Here is a 17,664-nt window from a genome sequence, read left to right on the forward strand (position 1 = left end):
CCCAATTGTAACCCTTTATTCAAAAAAAATCGACAATTTTTCGAATTCACCTTTTTCACATTCTTTGTTATAGTTATATTTGTATGATTTTCGGAATTGGAGGAATGTCACAATGGAACGTGAACTCGCATTAGAAATTGTCCGTGTAACAGAAGCAGCAGCCCTTGCATCAGCACAATGGATGGGCCGCGGGAAGAAAAATGAGGCAGATGACGCTGCAACAACTGCAATGCGCACAATGTTTGATTCTGTTAACATGGCAGGTACTGTTGTGATTGGCGAAGGGGAACTTGATGAAGCACCGATGCTTTATATTGGGGAAAAGCTCGGAACAGGAAACGGTCCAGAAGTAGACATTGCCGTTGACCCGTTAGAAGGAACAAATATCGTGGCGAAAGGTCTTGCAAATGCAATGGCTGTTATCGCTGTCGCTGATAAAGGAAACCTTCTACATGCTCCTGATATGTATATGGAAAAAATCGCGGTTGGCCCAAATGCAGCTGGTAAAATTAGCTTAGATGATCCAATCGAAAAAACAATTGAAATTGTAGCAAAAGCAAACAATAAAAAAATTCGTGACTTAACAGTTATCATCCAAGAGCGTGAACGTCATCAAGAAATTATTGACCGTGTTCGCGCAAAAGGTGCACGCGTAAAATTATTCGGTGATGGTGATGTTGGTGCATCTATCGCAACAGCTCTTCCAGACACAGGAATCGACTTATTTATCGGTACTGGCGGTGCCCCAGAAGGCGTTATCTCTGCTGCTGCACTGAAATGTCTTGGCGGAGAGATGCAAGCGCGTCTCGTTCCAATGAATGAAGAAGAAGAAGCACGCTGCCTTACAATGGGCTTAAAAAACCCGCGTCAACTACTTATGCTAGATGATTTAGTATCCGGTGATGATGCAATCTTCTCAGCAACAGGTGTATCTGCTGGCGAGTTATTAGACGGTGTGAAATTCCTTGGCGGCGATTTAGCAGAAACATATTCGATCGTTATGCGCTATAAAACAAGAACAGTGCGCTTTATTAAAACGCACCACCATTTAGATCATAAACCACACTTAAATTTAGATATTTAAAAAGGAGTCATGTTCATGGAAGAACGTTTTTTTCTTTACGATGACACAGTAGAAACAAAAACGCGTTTCGTAAGCTTTATGGGAGAAAACGAGCGCCACGATTTAGCGCTTTTGTACTCCGATCGTCATTATGGCAAAACAATCGTCCTTGATATGCAGCGCAATAAATTTGCAATTATCGGTCGTGACGATTTAGAAGAACCTGGCTACTTAGAACATGCATTTTCTATTTCTGAAGAAAACGCAGAAGAATTGCGTTCATTTTTATTTGAACTGATGTAATCCAAATCACCGGCTTGTAATAAAGCTGGTGATTTTTTTACGCCATTTATTTTGAATTTTCAGTTTAACGTGATATACTAACGACAAATCTATTTGGATAGAAAGGATGTTACACTACGTATGCCAACATTTATTTTGTAATGGATCAGCAATTGGATAGCATTACTCTCAAAAAAGCACAACGCTTTTTTCAAGGGAGTAGTCTGCCCAAATCCCATTACAAAGGAACGTAGCACATCTGCAGTGTGATTGTTACGAAGGTTCCTCATAGGGGAACCTTCTTTTTATTTTTCTCTTTTTTCTATATTTCATACTGCAAGACATCCAAATAGATGTCTCACGTTCCTTTATCTAAATACGAGGTGAAGGAAAATGCAGAACGTACAACTTTCTTGGAACTTATATAAAACTAAATTAGAAACAACTGTCGAAAAACATTGTAAAAATTGTGGTCACACAGTTCTTTTTACGGATACACACATTCGCAGGCATAACGCGAACGGTAAAAACATTTATCGTTTTGCGATTTACAAATGCGCAAAAGGACATACATGGAACAAAAAATTGCACATTTACAAAACCTATTCCGAGCACGTTGAAACAGTCGACACGTTTCAAGAAGAACAACAAGAATCGATAAACAATATTTCAATTAAGGTCTATGAAAATACAGGAACAACTGAACTAACCATTCTATTACACGCCGTGCACGGAGTGTTTCGCATCGACAAAGCACTCGCAACCTATATTTCAGAATGGAGTCGTACAGTCATTTCAGAAAAAATTAAAGACGGAGCTATTCAATTAAACGGGCAACAGATTAAACCAAATGCCAAACTTGCAGCTGGTGACTGTATTTCTATATATATGTAATTTGAATCATATCGAAAAGTAGAAGGAGCTGACTTTTGAAAGCCAGCTCCTTCTTTTTATTTCTTCACTTTTCTCAGCACAAAATATGAACACCCAAAATTACAATACTCATATAAATACTCGGATAATGTACTAATTTTTGTATCATACGTTGCACGCTGGTTACTATCATCAAAAAAGCCGCGCAAACGAAGTTGATCATATCCCCAATCGCCCACGATGTAATCATATTTATTTAAAATTTCTGCATAACGAGCTTTAAATGCTTCTTCATTAAATCCGTTTCGGTTCTCTTCTATTACTTCATAGTGGATATTATTCACATGAACTGTAGTGCGAATCTCCTGTTTCTGCTCCATTTTCCAATCCCTTTCCTATTCTTTCTTCTATTTATCGTATCATAAAGCCTTAAAACCAACAATTTCAAATACAAAAAACCTTCTCAGTGGGAAATGCTATAAGGTGAAACTTCCTTTTGGAACGCTCTTCTCCAAAAGGTTAGCCCTCACCAATCGGGCTCTTATGGGCAGTTAACGTTTCTTTGCCTTCTCTAACTGTTACTGCCCGTTAGAGCGGGGTAGAGTGAAACTTTCATCAAATAAGGAGAAAACAATCATGAAAAAACAACTGCTCTTATCCCTTCTCACTCTTTCCATCTTTGCGGGATGTCAAACAAAGAAAGCAGAAATGAAACGTGAAGAAGGAAGCCGTGTACTCGTGTCAGAACATAAAGACTTATATGGGAAGGACGTACCAAACCGAATGCTAACACGGGTTGGCTATTCTCACAAACAAAAAGATGAAGTGTCCAATCGCCAAGTTGGTACCATTAACAAGGAACGATTAGCAGAAATGATTACAGATTTAACCGTGAAACTACCAGATGTAATGAACGCCGCAACACTTGTAACAGATGACGAAGTGTTTATTGTCTACCGAGCAAACACAACAGATCCAGCTTTAGTTGCTGATCAAGTACAAAAAACAGCACTGTCTATCGTTCCCCGCTATTACAAAGCATATGTATCAACAGAACAAAAATTAATATCACAAATTCAAGGACTAAAATCGGGCACATTAAACGATAAAGAATATGCCCAAACACTTGATATGCTCAAACATGAGATGAGCAAAAAACCACATTTAAGTAATACACAAACGGATACAATGCCTAATACGATGAAGTAAAGTACGGCCCGTTAGAGCGGGGGGAGTTAAATAACCTGGGAAGATAATCTCAGGTTATTTCCTAAACATTTCACCGTTTTTCATGCATAATATAGAGTATATATATTAGAAAGTGGTGAAATTTATGGTTTCAAATGCAGCAATTGGAAGTATAATCGTCCAAATCGTTATTTCTGTTCTTATTCCGATTATTGCTCTCATTTATTTTCGGAAAAAGTATAACATCTCTTTCAAAATTGTCGGTGTCGGAATTGTATTTTTTATTGGATTCTCACAAATTTTAGAGAAAACGTTACATATGTTTATATTGGGAAATCCAGCGACAGCTTCACTGTTAAAGAATTCGTTTATCTATGCCCTATATGGTGGGTTAACAGCTGGTATTTTTGAAGAACTTGGACGTTTTGTTGCCTTTTACTTCCTACTCAAAAAGTATCAGGAATATAAAGACGGCCTCGCTTACGGAATTGGTCACGGGGGGATTGAATCATTATTAATCGGAGCAACTGCTGGGGCCCAAACTCTTGTATTTGCTTTCGCCATTAATAACGGCACCTTCTCCCAAATGATTGAAAAGTTACCACAGCTCAGCGCTGTCCAAGACGCATTATTACATAATCCGCCTTACCTCTATTTATTTGGCGGCGTAGAACGACTCATTGCTTTTATCATACAAATCGCTCTTACAATGCTTGTCTTATACGGTGTAAAATATAAAAAGTACATGTTTGTAGGATTAGCGGTATTCCTTCATGCATTTGTTGACTTTTTCGCAGCACTCTACCAACGCGGACAAATTCACTTGTTCGTAATCGAAGGACTTATGATTCTGTTTGGTATCGGTGCTTACATGATTATTCGTAACATAAAAACAAAATTTGCATTAGAACATGCAAGCTAAGCCGGACCGGCTTAGCTTTTTATTTTGTAAGAAAATCCATCCCACTTCCCAATAATTAGAAAAAAGAGGATTTCTCACTCTATTTGTCGAAGTACGTACAAATTCGTCTATATAAAGTGAAACTTTAATCAGTGGGGGTTTTCTTCATCCCCCACTGATTATTAGTTGAACCAATCGGGCTTTTACGGGCAGTTTATCTCCCACCTAACTTCTTAAGAAAAGCGGAAGCGGCTCGCTCAGAATCGCAGGACGTTGGAACACCCGACAGAGAGGCGCTTTTTGCCTCGTCCGAGGGGGCGAAACGACCGGAGATTCTAGCCGCTAGAGCTGGACAACGCTTTCGCCGAATTTTGAGGTGGGAGTATTACTGCCCACAAATAGCGGGATAAAGTGAAACGAACGGAGCACATGCCAGCAGTTAACACTTCTTCGCTTTCGCTAACTATTACTGCCTGTTAGAAAAGAGAGGGATGAATGATGAAGAAATTAATTATTGTGCGCCATTGCATGGCAACTGGACAAGAACATGATGCTCCGCTTACAGCAATAGGTGAGCAACAATCAAACGCTCTTGCCAATTTTCTCATCACAGAACGGCTTTTGATCGAAAATATTATCTCTAGCCCTTTTACTCGTGCTGTTCAATCTATTACTCCTTACGCCTCACATATGCAGCTCCCTATTCAAGAGGATGCGCGGTTAACTGAGCGTATACTGAGCGGTGCCCCAATGAGTAATTGGCTACAAATGCTAGAGCAAACCTTTACAGACATAGATATCGCTTTTCCTGGCGGAGAATCTACGCGCCAAGCGACAGAGAGAGTTCAATCACTTATCCACAGCATATTACAAGATGATACACAAAAAGTTACACTGCTCGTTACACACGGTAACTTATTCACACTCATTTTAAGGATTTTTGACGAAAGCATCGGTTTTTCCACATGGAAAAGCTTAAGCAATCCAGACGTATACGAAATTACGATCGAACATGATGCAGCAATTATCCACAGATTGTGGGGGATTCATTGTGAAACGAATTAACGTAACTGCTGATAATTTAGAATCAGAACACATTTGCTGTGCTATATCTGACAAGAGAATGGCACGCGGAGTCCAGCAAAAGAAAGCATGGCTACAAAACCGAATTGAGGAAGGACTTGTCTTCAAAAAGTTAGATGTAATTCGAAAAGTTGTGGAAAACATTCCAAAAGTGAGCCGAAAGGAGCTTGTATTCCGATGTACGAAGAAGTCATCTCGTTACTGCATGAAACGAATGTTTTATATGAAAAGTTTGAACATGAACCTATTTTAGATTACGAAACAGATCGGTTCATTCGAGAACGCCTTGGCTTAGAAGGCGAACCGAGTAAAAGCCTCTTTATGAAAACAAAATCTGGGGCTTACTATGTCTTTTTTACGTTAGAAGGGACTCGCCTCGATATGAAGCAAATGAAAGACATCATCGGTACACGCGTATCACTTTGTTCACCTGATGAACTAAGAGAGAAGACTGGATGCATTCCAGGATGCGTTGCTCCGTTTGGTTATACACAGGATGTAACAATTATTGTGGATTTTTCTATTTATCAACACGAAAAAATATTAATTTCACCTGGTGTCCCTGAATTTACGATTTCTTTATCCACAGAAGAATTACGAAAAATTTTATCCACATGTGGAAATCTCGTATTAGAATATGAATGAAACAAGAGCTGAAAATTTCAGCTCTTGTTTCATCCATGTGCACCCGAACCCGACATATTCAATACAACCACTCCGCCAATAATAAGCACCAAACCAACGAGTGTTTGCCATGTGAAAGCATCCTTCCAAATGAGAACACCAATTACTGCCGTTAACGCTGTACCAACTCCGGACCAAATCGCATAAGCAGTGCTAATTTGAAGATGCTGTAATGTTTGTGATAAAAAATAAAAGGCAGATGCAAAGCCAAAAACAACCCCGATACTTGGCCATACTTTCGTAAAGCCATCTGACAACTTCAACATCGTTGTTCCAAAGACTTCACTCACAATTGCAAACCCTAATAAAATAAATCCTTTCATGAAATTCTTCCTTTCTATTCTAGTAAATCTATCTCGAAAAAAAATCCCCCTTAGTTCACTAAGAAGGATTTCCTCATTATTTTGCTTGTACTGTATTCTCTTTTGCAGATTGTACTTGCTCATCAGCATGGTAAGAAGAACGCACAAGTGGACCAGCCTCACAGTGACTAAAGCCTTTGCTAAGCGCAATTTCTTTTAGCTCTGTAAATTCTGCTGGTGTGTAATATTTAATAACCGGTAAATGTTTTTTAGACGGTTGTAAATATTGACCAAGCGTCAAAATGTTCACGTTGTTTGCACGCAGGTCATCCATTGCTTCGATAATATCTTCTGTTGTTTCGCCAAGTCCAAGCATGATACTTGATTTTGTTGGAATGTCAGGCTGCATTTCTTTTGCACGACGTAAAAATTCTAATGAACGATCATATTTTGCTCTTGCGCGAACTCGATCAGATAATCGACGCACTGTTTCAATGTTATGGTTTAAAATATCAGGACGTGCATCCATTAACATTTTTAAATTCTCTTCTACTCCACCCATATCAGATGGTAAAACTTCAATAGACGTAAATGGACTTTTGCGACGAACAGCACGCACTGTTTCCGCAAAAACTGCAGCTCCGCCGTCTTTCAAATCATCACGTGCAACCGCTGTTATAACAACATGTTTTAAGTTCATTTGATACACGGAATCCGCTACGCGTTCTGGCTCTTGTAAATCAAGCTCTGTTGGTAAGCCTGTTTTAACAGCACAAAAGCGACATGCACGTGTACAAACTGCACCTAGAATCATAAATGTTGCTGTTTTACGAACAGCCCAGCATTCGTGAATATTCGGACATTTCGCCTCTTCACAAACGGTATGAAGGTTCTTAGAACGCATCATTTTCTTTAAGCCTGTATAGTTTTCATTTGTATTTAATTTAATTTTTAACCATTCGGGCTTGCGCTTGTATTCTGTTTGTTTTGTCATGTTCATCAACTCCGCACAATATGAAATAGTTTACCGTGTTCGCTTCTTTCAATGTAACATATCTATTCTATCGCATGAAAGCGATTTGCTCAAATGAAGATTGCAAGAATTCTTTCCAATTATTACTTATAATGAAATATCGTGTATATCTCACACTAAAGGTAGTGATTCGGAAAGGAGCTTACTGCCGTGCATCGAAAATTTTTCCTTTTGCTTTTTATTTATTTTCTTCTTCAAGCCAATATTGTGTACGGGGAAGAAAACAAGCAAGATATATATAAGAAGCGAATGACATTATATAAAGAAATGGAAACTGTCTCTCTTATTCCATGGTACTACTTCGCTGCCATTGATCAATACGAGCGAAATATTCGTTCCGTACGCCGGGATATTCCGAAAAAGCCAGATGCCACTATCTCGATTTATTTCAAACCAGAAGTATGGTCCGGACCAGCAAATTCAGACCTCCATGATACAAGACCGTACACAATTTCCTTATTTGGAGGTATAGGGTTAGACGGAAATAACGATGGATTGGCAGACCAAAATAATGAAAAAGATGTTCTCTATACAATGACTACCATATTAGGGAAACGCGGGGCAAATCGCGAACAGCTAAAAATTATGCTGTGGGAATATTATCAGCGGGCTAAAACAGTAGAGTTAATATTAGGATATGCCCGTATGTATAAACATTACAATCGAATTGATTTAGACGGAAATGCCTTTCCTCTGCCCATTCACAGCAGCCATAGCTACCGTAGTACATTTGGTGCGAAACGAAGCTTTGGCGGACGGCGTATGCATGAGGGGACAGACATTTTCGCCGGGCACGGTGTACCTGTTCGTTCTACTTGTTATGGCATTATTGAAACGAAAGGGTGGAATCGCCTTGGCGGTTGGCGCATCGGTATTCGTGATTTATACAACAACTACCATTACTACGCGCATTTAGGCGGATTTTCAAAGGAAATACAACTCGGACAAATCGTTGAACCTGGAACTGTCCTTGGGTTTGTCGGCAGCACTGGCTACGGCCCTCCTGGGACAGCTGGTAAATTCCCGCCTCACTTGCATTTTGGGTTGTATAAAGATAACGGCTACACAGAGTGGGCATTTGATCCGTACATGCATTTAAGTTTATGGGAACGAAAAGAAAGAATGAATTCCAAGAAATAATGGTTTGAAAAAAGCGGCTCAGTTCAGTTAGCCGCTTTTTTCTCGTTCTTTTCTGGTACAACAACTCCTCCGCTTCCGTAATAACCAGGCACTTCACCTTGAACAATGCGCGTGGCTATTGGAATATCTTGCTTCACAGTTACTTCTTTTGTATGAAACGGAATGATCACCTGAAGCGCCACTTCAATTTCCATCACAATTTTAATCGCCGTATTGTTAATCCCTTGCTGCTGGAAATCTTGTTTAATATTTGTGGATACATGACCAATTGTTGTAAATGTAATCGGAATATCTGGTCCTATATTACCGAGCAATGCATTATCTGTAATTCTTCCGAGAGGAACAGATAGTGCCGTTCCGTCATCTGCTGATAATCCTAACGCCTTCGTATCTCCTTTTTCGACTCGATGTAAATATTCCTCTATGTACGTTGTTGTCGATGTTAAAATTTCATTAACTGCTTCTGTATTTAAATCCATTGTAGAAACTTTTCCGTTCTTATCAGTTTGCACTTTTATTAATGAATCAACGTTGATGCCTTGTGCAACCCTATCTTTCACTGCCTTCGTCATCACAACTGTCGCAGTCCGCTTCGTTTGCATTTCTGCATACTTCATTAACGTCGGCCGAATGCTTTTATTCACAAGCCACAAGCCTTGTAAAGTAAGAAAAAGAAAAATAGCAAATGAAATAAGCAATACGTAACGAAATGGCAATGGTCCTTTCCGAAACCGAGAAGTTCGGGGACGAAACGTACGCATAACAAAATCCCTCCTTCTTACACATGTATATGCAAAAAAGAGGGACGATATATTAGATCATTTTTAACAATGCTTCTTTTCCAATTGTACCAGCTGTAATTCCTAATCTTTCTGCTTCAATCGTAACCGATTCAAGCGGTGCTTCTAACAACTGTTCAATTGTCCTAACCCCAACGGCGCGCCCCGCAAGAATGCCGCGATCGCTTAACTTTTCATTTAACAAAGCAACGTCCAGCGCCCCGCACATAATATATCCTTTATCGCTCATAACAGCTAACAGATTTGTTTTCGGAAGCTGTACACTCACCGCTATAAACGTATGTTCATTTATTATAATTGGTTCTACATTAACCATAGTTCACACTCCTCTCTCTTTATCTGTATGAAAAGAGAAAAACGAATGTGAATACAAAAAGCCTACTAGAGTGCAGCAGGCTATAATTTTACAGATGATGCATATGTCAGTAATGTATTTGTTAAAACATCACGGAGTAGTTCTGGCATATAGTATTCTTTTTCTGATACAACTGCAAGCTCTGGATACAAATAGCCAAATGTAAACATATCAATCGTTCCTACTGTGTAAATTCGTTCTAAGTCCAATGATTCTCCGTTGATCACGACATCTTCGAGTAAGATTTTATTACCCGGAATCGTATCTGGGATCACTTCAACGCCCGCATATATCATTTTCCCCATGACTTTTCCACGAAATCCCAAACCTTTCACTTCAAGCTGTTCCATGTTTGGACGACGCGCTTTCAAAATCACATCTCGTAATGTTTTTCCTTTTATCTGCAAGCGGCACGGGTTAATTGGATGTGGACAAATACGATGAATATCTCCTCGTGTAACGACACCTTCTTGTAATCCTTCAAGTAATACGCCTGCATTTACCATACCGATTTCAGCATTGCACCATTCTTTGAGGGACTCAGCAAGCATATGAGCAAATTTCGTTTCCTGAAACCAATCCATTTCTAACGATTCTTTTAATGTTACAACAGGCTCTGCCATGATGAGCTTACTGTCTTGTTCAAGCTCTTCTAATAAAGTAAGAGAGTCCCCGTATGCGCCTAATCGCTTCGTACGAATTGCTCGTCCATCTTTTTTCGTCACTTTCTTTGTTTCTAAATCCACCGTTATTTGCACATGTCCGACATAATGCCCCCACTTCTCTCCGCAGCAAAGAAGTGTTCCATTCACCAATACGCCGCGCTCAAATAAATGATGAGTATGCGCACCTAAAATAACATCTAGATCATAATGCTCTGCCATGTATTCATCTGCATTTTTCCCTAAATGAGATAAGACAACAATGACATCTGCCTGCGAACGCACCTCTTCTAAAATCGTTTCTAAATGTAGAAATGGATCTTCAATATGCCAATCTAGCTTTCCATAAAAATCAGGATATGCGACTGTTAAACCAATGAATGCAATGGTAATTCCGTTATCAAGCGTTTGCAGTACATATGGTTTTGCCCACTTCGGACGCATTTGATCTTTTTCAAATAAATTGGCAACGAGCACTTCAAAATTCGCTTCGTCATAGAGATGATCCAACTGCTCTTTAGCAAGTGTAATCCCTTCATTGTTCCCAATGGTTACATAATCGTACAATGCCTTGTTTAAAAGCTGCACATTTCCTTTTCCACTTGTTGCCTCAGAAATCATATGAAAGCGATCAACATGATCGCCAATATCTAATGTAAAGACCGCTTCACCAACAGCAAGACGACGCTTTTTCTCTTCTAACACAAAACGAGAAATCTGCGGCCAATTTTCAAAATGACTATGTATATCATTCGTATGATAAAGATGAATTGTTACTTCTTGCAGAGAAAAAACCTCCTCTCAATTCCATACTTCTTGTTTACGCTATATATAAGCTTGAATCCTGTAAATACTTTTCGTCTTTTCTTGCTATTTTACATTGTACTCTCATTGAGGGGAAAAGCAAAAGATTCTCCTTAAAAATTTTCTGAAAAAACATTGCATTTTTAATACAAAATATATATATTGTATATAAAGTATATATACAATATAAAGACTAAGAGGGATTTGCATGCAAATAATTATTTCAAACAGTTCTAAGGAGCCAATTTACGAACAAATTACCAACCAAATAAAATCACTAATTTTGAGTAGTGATTTAAAAGAGGGATCGCCACTCCCATCAATGCGCCAGCTCGCCAAGGATTTACAAGTCAGTATTATCACAACAAAGCGCGCGTATGAGGAGTTAGAAAAAGCAGGCTTTATTTATTCAATTGTAGGTAGGGGCTCTTTTGTTGCTGAACAAAATTTAGATGTAGTACGTGAGAAAAAATTAAAAGTTATTGAAGAACAGTTATTGTCTGTCATTACTAATAGTAAGGAAATCGGGCTACCCTTAACGGAACTGCGAGAATTATTAACTATTTTATATGAGGAGTAAAATGTATGGAGAATATAGTAGAGCTACACAATGTTAGTAAAACATTTCAAGGTTTTTCGATAGAGCAATTAAATTTACAAATCAAAAAAGGATTTGTAACAGGCTTCATTGGCGCAAATGGTGCAGGTAAATCGACAATCATTAAAATGATGATGAACTTATTAAAGCCAGATACAGGTGAGATTAAAATTTTCGGCTTAGACTACGCATCGCACGAAAAGGAAATTAAAGAGCGCATCGGTTTTGTTTTTGATAGTAACGTATTTTATGAGGGCTTAAATCTAAAGGATATTAAGCGAATGGTCGCACCTGCTTACAAAAACTGGGATGAAATAATATTTAAGCAGTATGTAGAGCAGTTTGAACTGCCGATGAATAAAGCGATTAAAACTTTCTCAAAAGGTATGCAGATGAAGGCTTCATTATCACTTGCGCTATCACATCATGCCGAATTGATTATTATGGATGAGCCAACAGCAGGCTTAGATCCAATATTTAGACGTGAGTTACTCAATTTACTACATGAATTAATGCTTGATGGCAATCGTACAATTTTCTTCTCTACACATATTACGACAGATTTAGATCGCATCGCTGATTTTATTGCCTTTTTAAAGAAGGGAAAATTAATGTTTAATCAGTCGATTCATGAGGTGGAAGAAAACTATGCCTTAGTAAAAGGTCGTACAGATTTATTAGACCGTGATACAGAAAAAGCCTTTATGCATGTTCATCGTGCACCGACTGGCTTTGAGGCATTAACAAATAATGTAGCTGAGGTTGAACAAATTTTTGGTAATGAGGTTATAATTGAGCGCGCCTCATTAGAAGATATTATGTATTACTCGAAAGGAGCGCAATACCATGCTTAATTTAATCAAGCGCGATTTGATTTTACAGAAAAAGCAATTGCTAGTTTATTTGGGCTGTATCGTCTTTTTTATTGTGATGAACATGCACCCTATTTTAATATTTACAATTACAAGTATTTTTATTCCTTTTAATACGCATAGCTATGATGAGAAAACCGAAACAAATATTTTATTAAATTCTTTACCATATACACGTAAGGAAATTATCGCTTCACGTTATATTGGGGCAATTATTTACATGTTGTTGGCGATTGCTGTAACAAGCACAATGCTTATCATCTTCCAAAAGTCATTTACTGTAGAGCACATTGTAATGGGCAATGCATTATTTTTGCTATTTGCATCCATTACATTCCCACTATTTTATCAATTTAAACAAAATCATATGTCTTCCATTGTAATGGTTTCATTTTTAGCTTCAGTTTATCTCGGTCCACCTGCTGTACAATTTCTTGCAACAGAGTTTAATACAGTTACCGATGCTATTTTCAGCTTATCTATACCTACTTTGTATACTGCAGCTACAATTATTATCGTATGTGCTTATATGATTTCATGGGGAGTATCATTAATCATTTATCAACGTAAAGCATTTTAATTCGAAATTTTCCGTATTATAAAACAAAAATTTAACACACTATCCTTGTTAAAGGAGAAAAATCCGGTGAGATTTCATCGGATTTTTCTGTATGCCCGAAAGTAAACAACTGGAAATTAGCTTGTAAGCTTTTTATTAAAATCGTATTCTTTATCGAATTACTGCAATCACTAACTTTTACTGGTATTTTTGATGTGGACGATATTATTCTGAATACTAGCGGCGCATTAATCGGCTACAGCATTTACATCGGCATGAAAAAATTATGGATTCGTTATAAACGTACTAATAAAGCCACCTCATTTTGATGATGAGGTGGCTTTCCATGTGTCGAACATGGTCGAAGAGTCTTTATTCCGTGTCGAATCGCCGATATATTGTAAAAGTCGCTGATAAATGATGCATTTGCGCTGATATATCGGAAAAGGCGCCGATAAAGTGAAACTTTAATCAGTGGGGGTTTTCTTCATCCCCCACTAATTATCAGCCCTAACCAATCGGGCTTTTACGGGCAGTTTATCTCCCACCTAACTTCTTAAGAAAGGCGGAAGCGGCTCGCTCAGAATTGCAGGACGCCCACGCACAGGGCGGAGAGGCGCTTTCTGCCTCATCCGAGGGGGCGAAACGACCGGAGATTCTAGCCGCTAGAGCTGGGCAACAAAGAAATGTGGAAGTGGCTCGTCCAGAATGTGAGGGGGATGGATTTTCTGACGTAGAGGTGTTTTTTACCTCGCAGGAAGAAGCGAAGCCACCGAACATTCTAGCCACTGGAACTGGACAATGCTTTCGCCGAATTTTGAGGGGGAGTATTACTGCCCACAAATAGCGGGATAAATTTCTGGCCATGAAAAAGCGCCCTGTAAACAGGGCGCTTCGGACATATACTAGGCTTTAATTAATGACTAGTATTAGCAGTTGGATATAATGTTGTTCCTCCAATTGAAACTTTAATTTCATTTGTTAATGGAACAGTTTGTTCATTAATAATTGTTCTCCACCATTCCCATGCAAGACCTGTACATTCTTTTGCTAGAACTTTTACATTTTTTGCATTCGGTGGTAGTGGGATTACTGTATTGAAATGAGCAGTTCTGTCTCTGCCGTTTCCTTCCCAAGTTTTATGGGATAGTACTTCTTTACCATTTTCATCATACGAGAATTCATCCCAAGATACATCAAATTGAGCAACATATGCACCAGTATGATCAAGCGTCACTTTCGCACTAGAATATTCTGTAGTTGTAGTCTCAATATAATCTGTATTGTTATGAACAGCAGCAGTTGAATTATCTTTTAAGAAAGAGCTAGTATATGAAATTGGGTATGCTGGATTTTTAGGACTTAATTCTGCATTATCTTTAATTACATTTCGGATTTCATTGAAATCTTTTGTAACAACCTTGTTATGCTCTTTTGCATCTCCGCCTAATACTACAGCAGTAAAGGTACTGTCTTCAAAAATATCTTTGTACTGTCCACTCGCTTCAACGCCTTGACCCTTGATTAAGGCTTTAAAAGCAGCTTGTACATCTTTGCTCTTAGATGATGTTTCTAATTTCACATAAACTGTTCTACCATAAGCTACATTTGACACCATAACAGGCGGAGCCGTATTACTTACCCCTTTACGATTTAACTCGTCAAACGTAACACTATTATCAAAAAGGTCTGATGGATTGTTTGGTAGTTCTGCACTTACGGTATAAAAGATTTGCTTATATGCCGCAACCATCACTTTTTTCTCTCCATCTGCAATCGCTTTAAAGTCAATATTCAGTGAATTGTCAAGATGTTTAGCATTAACATTAAGAGCACTTGCTATTTGAGATTTACTATACACCATAGATTCTGTATACTGCATTCTTGCAGGTAACGTATGTGTTTTTGAATACTTTTCATTCCAAGTAGATACTAACTCATCTACTGCTCCAGACACATTACCATATGTTGGATTTTGGACAGTTACTGTATTTTCTTTTTTCATACCAGGTAAGTCTATACTAATATTCAAAGGTTTTCTCTTAGCCACTAATAAATCAGGTTGATTATCTGCAAAAGCTTTATTTGCAAGTTGTACTGCCCCTGGATAAGTACGATTAGCCACAGAATCAATAATTGAAATATCCACTGGTGAAGTTGTAAGTGATTTACGCTCACGTTCAACCACTACAAATTTACCATTTGAATTTTTACCCTCTTTCGGAACAAAACTCTCTACTTTATCACCATTTACTGCTAAAACCTCTTGATTATTATACTTTAGATTTCCTATACCAGTATCAATGTCCATAGCTTTTTTTGCCTGATCAGCTGAATTACTTTTAGGTGTTTCAGCGAAGGAAATAGAGGAATAATTAAAAGTGCATAAGCCAATTGATAAACATGCTAGTAATTTGATTCCTTTAACGTTTTTTGTAATTTTCAAAAAACTCAACTCCTTTTTTAGAATAGGTTTGTTACATCAGCTCGATTACTTGTTTATGTTTCAGCGAAGGAAATAAACGAATAATTAATCGTACATAAACTAACTAATAAACATACTAGAAATTTTATTCCTTCAACACGGTTGAGAGCTTTCAAAATACTCACCTCCTTTTCAAAAAAATTATATCATATAATTCTAAATTTTTTATATTGATAAAATTTTTTTACTTACTCAAACTAGATAGTTGCAGATTTTCACATGTCCAACATCGTCGCAAGGCCTTTATCACGCTATTCGTGGGCAATAAAAGCTGGAGAAAAGCAGGGAAGAAAACTGCCCGTAAAAGCCCGATTGAGCGGGCTTTCCATCAGTGAAAAGAACATCCCTGATGGAAGTTTCACTTTATATCGTGTCGAAGCGCCGTTATTTCAAAAATAACACCGATATACCGGGAGAAACAATTGATATATTTGCATCCAATTAAAAAAGCGCCCTGTAAACAGGGCGCTTTTACTTTTCTTTTATTATCCAGTTCCAGCGGCTAGAATACTCGGTGGCTTCGCTCACATTCTGAACGAGCCGCCTCCATTTTTAATACTGTCCAGCTTCGCCTTCTATTTAACCGATAGAACCTTCCATCTCAAATTTGATTAGGCGGTTCATTTCTACTGCGTATTCCATTGGAAGTTCGCGAGTGAACGGCTCGATGAAGCCCATTACGATCATTTCTGTTGCTTCTTGTTCAGAAATACCGCGGCTCATTAAGTAGAATAATTGTTCTTCTGATACTTTTGATACTTTCGCTTCGTGCTCAAGTGAAACATGATCGTTTTTGATCTCGTTGTAAGGAATTGTATCAGATGTAGATTGGTTATCCATGATTAATGTGTCACACTCGATGTTAGAGCGAGAGTTTGTCGCTTTTGGTCCGAAGTGTACGATACCACGGTATGTTACTTTACCACCATGTTTTGCAATCGATTTGGAAACGATTGTTGAAGATGTATTTGGTGCTAAGTGAATCATTTTCGCACCAGCATCTTGGTGTTGGCCTTTACCAGCAATTGCGATTGATAATGTTAAACCGCGTGCGCCTTCGCCTTTTAAGATAACAGCTGGGTATTTCATCGTTAATTTTGATCCGATGTTACCGTCAATCCATTCCATCGTTGCATTTGCTTCACAAACTGCACGTTTTGTAACTAGGTTGTATACGTTGTTTGCCCAGTTTTGGATTGTTGTATAACGGCAATATGCATCTTTCTTAATGATGATTTCTACTACCGCACTGTGAAGTGAGTTTGTTGTGTAAACAGGTGCTGTACAACCTTCTACGTAGTGTACATGTGCGCCTTCGTCTACGATAATAAGCGTACGTTCAAATTGTCCCATATTTTCAGAGTTAATACGGAAATACGCTTGAAGTGGTGTATCAACTTTCACACCTTTTGGAACGTAGATGAATGATCCACCAGACCAAACTGCAGAATTTAATGCAGAGAATTTGTTATCTGTTGGCGGAATTACTTTTCCGAAATGCTCACGGAAAATATCTTCATTCTCTTTTAATGCGCTATCTGTATCTTTAAATACGATTCCTAGTGCTTCTAGGTCTTCTTTCATGTTGTGGTATACAACTTCAGATTCATACTGTGCAGATACACCCGCTAAATATTTTTGTTCTGCTTCTGGAATACCTAATTTATCAAATGTTGCTTTAATTTCATCAGGTACTTCATCCCAAGACTTCTCAGATTTCTCAGATGGTTTTACGTAGTACGTAATTTCATCAAAGTTTAAATCATTTAAGTCTCCGCCCCATTGTGGCATTGGCATTTCATAGAAGTGATTCAGGGATTTTAAACGGAAGTCTAACATCCACTGTGGTTCTTCTTTCATACGTGAAATCTCTTCTACGATTTCTTTTGTTAAACCGCGCTCAGCACGGAAAATTGAAACGTCCTTATCTTTGAAACCATATTTATAATCGCCGATATCTGGCAGCTGTTTCGCCATGTT

22 protein-coding genes are annotated in these 17,664 nt (G+C 38.2%); 14 read left to right on the plus strand and 8 right to left on the minus strand.

The genetic code is table 11. The annotated features are described in order from the left end of the window. Positions 1 to 112 precede the first annotated feature (112 nt). From glpX to MR076_RS00130, 3 genes are all read left to right on the plus strand, one after another. Positions 113 to 1,084 (plus strand): class II fructose-bisphosphatase, encoded by a 972-nt coding sequence (gene glpX, locus MR076_RS00120; RefSeq protein WP_242216578.1) that lies wholly within the window; start codon positions 113 to 115, stop codon positions 1,082 to 1,084. A gap of 15 nt (positions 1,085 to 1,099) precedes the next feature. Beyond that, entirely contained in the window at positions 1,100 to 1,366 is a 267-nt protein-coding gene (locus MR076_RS00125; protein ID WP_020063086.1) for a DUF3055 domain-containing protein, read from the plus strand. 372 nt (positions 1,367 to 1,738) lie between these two features. Continuing rightward, the gene (locus tag MR076_RS00130) at positions 1,739 to 2,239 is read left to right on the plus strand and encodes a cytoplasmic protein (RefSeq protein WP_242216580.1); all 501 of its coding nucleotides are present in this window, start codon (positions 1,739 to 1,741) and stop codon (positions 2,237 to 2,239) included. A 56-nt stretch (positions 2,240 to 2,295) separates the two neighbouring features. Here the strand turns inward: MR076_RS00130 and MR076_RS00135 are convergent, their stop codons facing one another. Beyond that, on the minus strand, positions 2,296 to 2,598 hold the full coding sequence (locus MR076_RS00135; protein ID WP_090918383.1) for a YutD family protein: 303 nt from the start codon (positions 2,596 to 2,598) through the stop codon (positions 2,296 to 2,298). 256 nt (positions 2,599 to 2,854) lie between these two features. Between MR076_RS00135 and MR076_RS00140 the strand changes: the two genes are divergently transcribed. The 5 genes from MR076_RS00140 to MR076_RS00160 all read left to right on the plus strand — a co-directional run bounded on the left by MR076_RS00140 (position 2,855) and on the right by MR076_RS00160 (position 6,035). Continuing rightward, positions 2,855 to 3,427, plus strand: coding sequence for a YhcN/YlaJ family sporulation lipoprotein (locus MR076_RS00140; protein WP_242216582.1), 573 nt, complete (start codon positions 2,855 to 2,857; stop codon positions 3,425 to 3,427). 124 nt (positions 3,428 to 3,551) lie between these two features. Beyond that, a complete protein-coding gene (locus MR076_RS00145) occupies positions 3,552 to 4,328 on the plus strand; it encodes a YhfC family intramembrane metalloprotease (RefSeq protein WP_242216583.1) in 777 nt (258 codons plus the stop codon). Between the two features lie 477 nt (positions 4,329 to 4,805). Continuing rightward, positions 4,806 to 5,372 (plus strand): histidine phosphatase family protein, encoded by a 567-nt coding sequence (locus MR076_RS00150; RefSeq protein WP_242216996.1) that lies wholly within the window; start codon positions 4,806 to 4,808, stop codon positions 5,370 to 5,372. After that, entirely contained in the window at positions 5,359 to 5,643 is a 285-nt protein-coding gene (locus MR076_RS00155; RefSeq protein ID WP_242216584.1) for a hypothetical protein, read from the plus strand. Before MR076_RS00150 ends, MR076_RS00155 begins: the two co-directional genes overlap by 14 nt. Next, a complete protein-coding gene (locus MR076_RS00160; protein ID WP_242216585.1) occupies positions 5,568 to 6,035 on the plus strand; it encodes a YbaK/EbsC family protein in 468 nt (155 codons plus the stop codon). Before MR076_RS00155 ends, MR076_RS00160 begins: the two co-directional genes overlap by 76 nt. A gap of 29 nt (positions 6,036 to 6,064) precedes the next feature. Here the strand turns inward: MR076_RS00160 and MR076_RS00165 are convergent, their stop codons facing one another. Together MR076_RS00165 and lipA are read right to left on the minus strand one after the other, a co-directional pair. After that, positions 6,065 to 6,397 carry a DMT family transporter gene (locus MR076_RS00165; protein WP_242216586.1) on the minus strand — a complete coding sequence of 111 codons (333 nt, stop codon included), beginning with the start codon at positions 6,395 to 6,397 and terminating at the stop codon, positions 6,065 to 6,067. A gap of 76 nt (positions 6,398 to 6,473) precedes the next feature. Then, the gene (gene lipA / locus MR076_RS00170; protein WP_242216587.1) at positions 6,474 to 7,370 is read right to left on the minus strand and encodes a lipoyl synthase; all 897 of its coding nucleotides are present in this window, start codon (positions 7,368 to 7,370) and stop codon (positions 6,474 to 6,476) included. Positions 7,371 to 7,559: 189 nt separating this feature from the next. Here lipA and MR076_RS00175 point away from each other — a divergent pair, with 189 nt between their 5' ends. Next, positions 7,560 to 8,549, plus strand: a complete 990-nt coding sequence (locus MR076_RS00175) for a M23 family metallopeptidase (protein WP_242216588.1) — start codon at positions 7,560 to 7,562, stop codon at positions 8,547 to 8,549. A 23-nt stretch (positions 8,550 to 8,572) separates the two neighbouring features. On the opposite strand, the gene yunB is transcribed toward MR076_RS00175, so the two are convergent. The 3 genes from yunB to MR076_RS00190 form a co-directional block, all read right to left on the minus strand. Next, positions 8,573 to 9,310 carry a sporulation protein YunB gene (gene yunB / locus MR076_RS00180; RefSeq protein ID WP_242216589.1) on the minus strand — a complete coding sequence of 246 codons (738 nt, stop codon included), beginning with the start codon at positions 9,308 to 9,310 and terminating at the stop codon, positions 8,573 to 8,575. Between the two features lie 52 nt (positions 9,311 to 9,362). Further along, on the minus strand, positions 9,363 to 9,665 hold the full coding sequence (locus tag MR076_RS00185; protein ID WP_242216590.1) for a YunC family protein: 303 nt from the start codon (positions 9,663 to 9,665) through the stop codon (positions 9,363 to 9,365). A gap of 80 nt (positions 9,666 to 9,745) precedes the next feature. Beyond that, positions 9,746 to 11,152, minus strand: a complete 1,407-nt coding sequence (locus MR076_RS00190; protein WP_277928298.1) for a bifunctional metallophosphatase/5'-nucleotidase — start codon at positions 11,150 to 11,152, stop codon at positions 9,746 to 9,748. Positions 11,153 to 11,378: 226 nt separating this feature from the next. On the opposite strand from MR076_RS00190, the gene MR076_RS00195 reads away from it, so the two are divergent. The 4 genes from MR076_RS00195 (at position 11,379) to MR076_RS00210 (ending at position 13,528) form a co-directional block, all read left to right on the plus strand. Continuing rightward, positions 11,379 to 11,750: a GntR family transcriptional regulator gene (locus tag MR076_RS00195; RefSeq protein WP_035433092.1), complete on the plus strand. Its 372-nt coding sequence runs from the start codon at positions 11,379 to 11,381 to the stop codon at positions 11,748 to 11,750. A 5-nt stretch (positions 11,751 to 11,755) separates the two neighbouring features. Further along, on the plus strand, positions 11,756 to 12,622 hold the full coding sequence (locus MR076_RS00200) for an ABC transporter ATP-binding protein (protein ID WP_242216592.1): 867 nt from the start codon (positions 11,756 to 11,758) through the stop codon (positions 12,620 to 12,622). After that, the gene (locus MR076_RS00205; RefSeq protein ID WP_242216593.1) at positions 12,615 to 13,220 is read left to right on the plus strand and encodes an ABC-2 transporter permease; all 606 of its coding nucleotides are present in this window, start codon (positions 12,615 to 12,617) and stop codon (positions 13,218 to 13,220) included. The genes MR076_RS00200 and MR076_RS00205 overlap by 8 nt, the downstream gene beginning before the upstream one ends. Positions 13,221 to 13,360: 140 nt before the next feature. After that, the gene (locus tag MR076_RS00210; RefSeq protein WP_472927079.1) at positions 13,361 to 13,528 is read left to right on the plus strand and encodes a VanZ family protein; all 168 of its coding nucleotides are present in this window, start codon (positions 13,361 to 13,363) and stop codon (positions 13,526 to 13,528) included. Positions 13,529 to 14,115: 587 nt separating this feature from the next. Here the strand turns inward: MR076_RS00210 and MR076_RS00215 are convergent. Beyond that, the gene (locus MR076_RS00215; protein WP_242216594.1) at positions 14,116 to 15,654 is read right to left on the minus strand and encodes a thiol-activated cytolysin family protein; all 1,539 of its coding nucleotides are present in this window, start codon (positions 15,652 to 15,654) and stop codon (positions 14,116 to 14,118) included. Between the two features lie 249 nt (positions 15,655 to 15,903). Between MR076_RS00215 and MR076_RS00220 the strand changes: the two genes are divergently transcribed. After that, positions 15,904 to 16,083, plus strand: a complete 180-nt coding sequence (locus MR076_RS00220) for a hypothetical protein (RefSeq protein ID WP_242216595.1) — start codon at positions 15,904 to 15,906, stop codon at positions 16,081 to 16,083. 180 nt (positions 16,084 to 16,263) lie between these two features. On the opposite strand, the gene sufB is transcribed toward MR076_RS00220, so the two are convergent. Next, positions 16,264 to 17,661, minus strand: coding sequence for a Fe-S cluster assembly protein SufB (gene sufB, locus MR076_RS00225; protein WP_098919111.1), 1,398 nt, complete (start codon positions 17,659 to 17,661; stop codon positions 16,264 to 16,266). Positions 17,662 to 17,664: the final 3 nt, after the last annotated feature.

Source organism: Bacillus cereus group sp. BfR-BA-01380, assembly GCF_022663535.1.
GTDB classification, from domain to species: Bacteria; Bacillota; Bacilli; order Bacillales; family Bacillaceae_G; genus Bacillus_A; species Bacillus_A cereus_BB.